At 74.6% G+C, this 1,416-nt stretch carries 2 protein-coding genes; one reads left to right on the forward strand and one right to left on the reverse strand.

All coding sequences use genetic code 11. The features are described 5' to 3' along the window. On the forward strand, positions 1 to 1,072 hold a 1,072-nt coding region (locus tag ASG00_RS00955), incomplete at its 5' end, for a lactonase family protein (protein WP_056206183.1). 48 nt (positions 1,073 to 1,120) lie between these two features. On the opposite strand, the gene ASG00_RS00960 is transcribed toward ASG00_RS00955, so the two are convergent. Then, on the reverse strand, positions 1,121 to 1,416 hold a 296-nt coding region (locus tag ASG00_RS00960), incomplete at its 5' end, for an alpha/beta hydrolase (protein WP_442922563.1).

The following is a 1,416-nucleotide window of genomic DNA, read 5'->3' on the forward strand; positions in this document are numbered from 1 at the left end:
GTCGTGGCTCAGCGCCCACCCGAGGCTCGACGTCGTCTACGCGGCACTCGAGGGACAGGGGGCCGTGCAGGCCTTCCGTCGCACGAGCGAGCGCGGCTTCGCCCGCCTCGGCGATCCGGTTCCCGCCGGCGACCTGGTCTGCCACGTCGCCGTCGACCCCGACGGCACGCGGCTCATCGCGAGCTGCTGGGGGGACGGTCGTGTCGTGGCGATGGGGCTGGATGCCGCGGGCCGCCCGCATACGCCGGAGATCGGGGCGTCAGCCGGGGATCCGTTCTCGTCCGGCGACCCGTTCGCGGTCGCGGGGGATTCGGTGGGCCAGGCACCCGCGCGCCCCGCGGTGGACGCGATCGATCTCGCCGCTGCGGCGCGCGCCCTGCGTGAGGCGGCGGGGGCGGAGTTCGCGCATCTCGTTCCCGACTACGCCGAGCCCGAGGCATCCGTCGAACCCGCCGTCGTCGTCGAGGTCGACCCCGAAGTGCGCGTCTCGCGCGCCCACCATGCGACCTTCCTGCCGCGCGGACTCGTCGCCACCACCGACATGGGCTTCGACCTGGTGCGGTTCTGGCGACCGTCGGGGTCGCGGCTGCGTCCGGTCGGAGAGGTCGTGCTCCCGCGGGGCAGCGGGCCGCGGCACGCGGTCTGGCACCCGAGCGGTCACCTGTACGTCGTCACCGAGCTGAGCGCCGAGCTCTTCGCGCTCGCGCCGGATGCGTCGGGTGCGTGGCGCATCGTGGCGGGTCTGTCGCTGGGTGCGCCCGCCGGCGACCTCGCGGCGGGCATCGTGCTCTCTCGTGATGCCGAGCGGGTCTACCTGGGGTTGCGGGGCAGCGACACGATCGCCACCGTGCGCGTGGCCGGCACCGGCACCGATCTCACCCCGCTCGCCCTCGTGGAGTCGGGGGTGAGCTGGCCGCGCGACCACACCGTGCAGCGCGACACCCTGCTTGTCGCAGGCGAGCGCAGCGGCAGCATCGCGTCGCTCGCACTCGACCTGCGCACGGGCATACCGGGACGCGTGCGGCACCGCACCGAGGCGCCGAACCCCACACGCATCCTCGTCGCGCGCTGAGCGCCACGGCAGGCGCCCACCGGCGGGGCAGCGTGCGCATGAGCGGTGTCAGATCGTCGACGCTCCGAGCGGCACGGCGGCCGCGAGGAACACGGCGAGATCATCGAGCACCCGCTGATCGATCGCGTGGCCGAGCCCGGGATAGACCCGAGCGGTGAGGGTCGTGTGCGAGGGGAGCCAGGCCTCGGTGCGTTCGACGGCCGGGGTCGCGATGACGCGGTCGGCGTCACCCCGCGCCCAGAACGCCTCCGGCTTCATGCGGCGAAGCAGCGGGTCCGCCGGCTGTGCGGCGCCGAGCACGAAACCCCCCAGCACCGCGGTGGCGGCGACCCGTTCGGGGCGGG

This window comes from Microbacterium sp. Leaf351, from assembly GCF_001423825.1.
Classification (GTDB): Bacteria; Actinomycetota; Actinomycetes; order Actinomycetales; family Microbacteriaceae; genus Microbacterium; species Microbacterium ginsengisoli.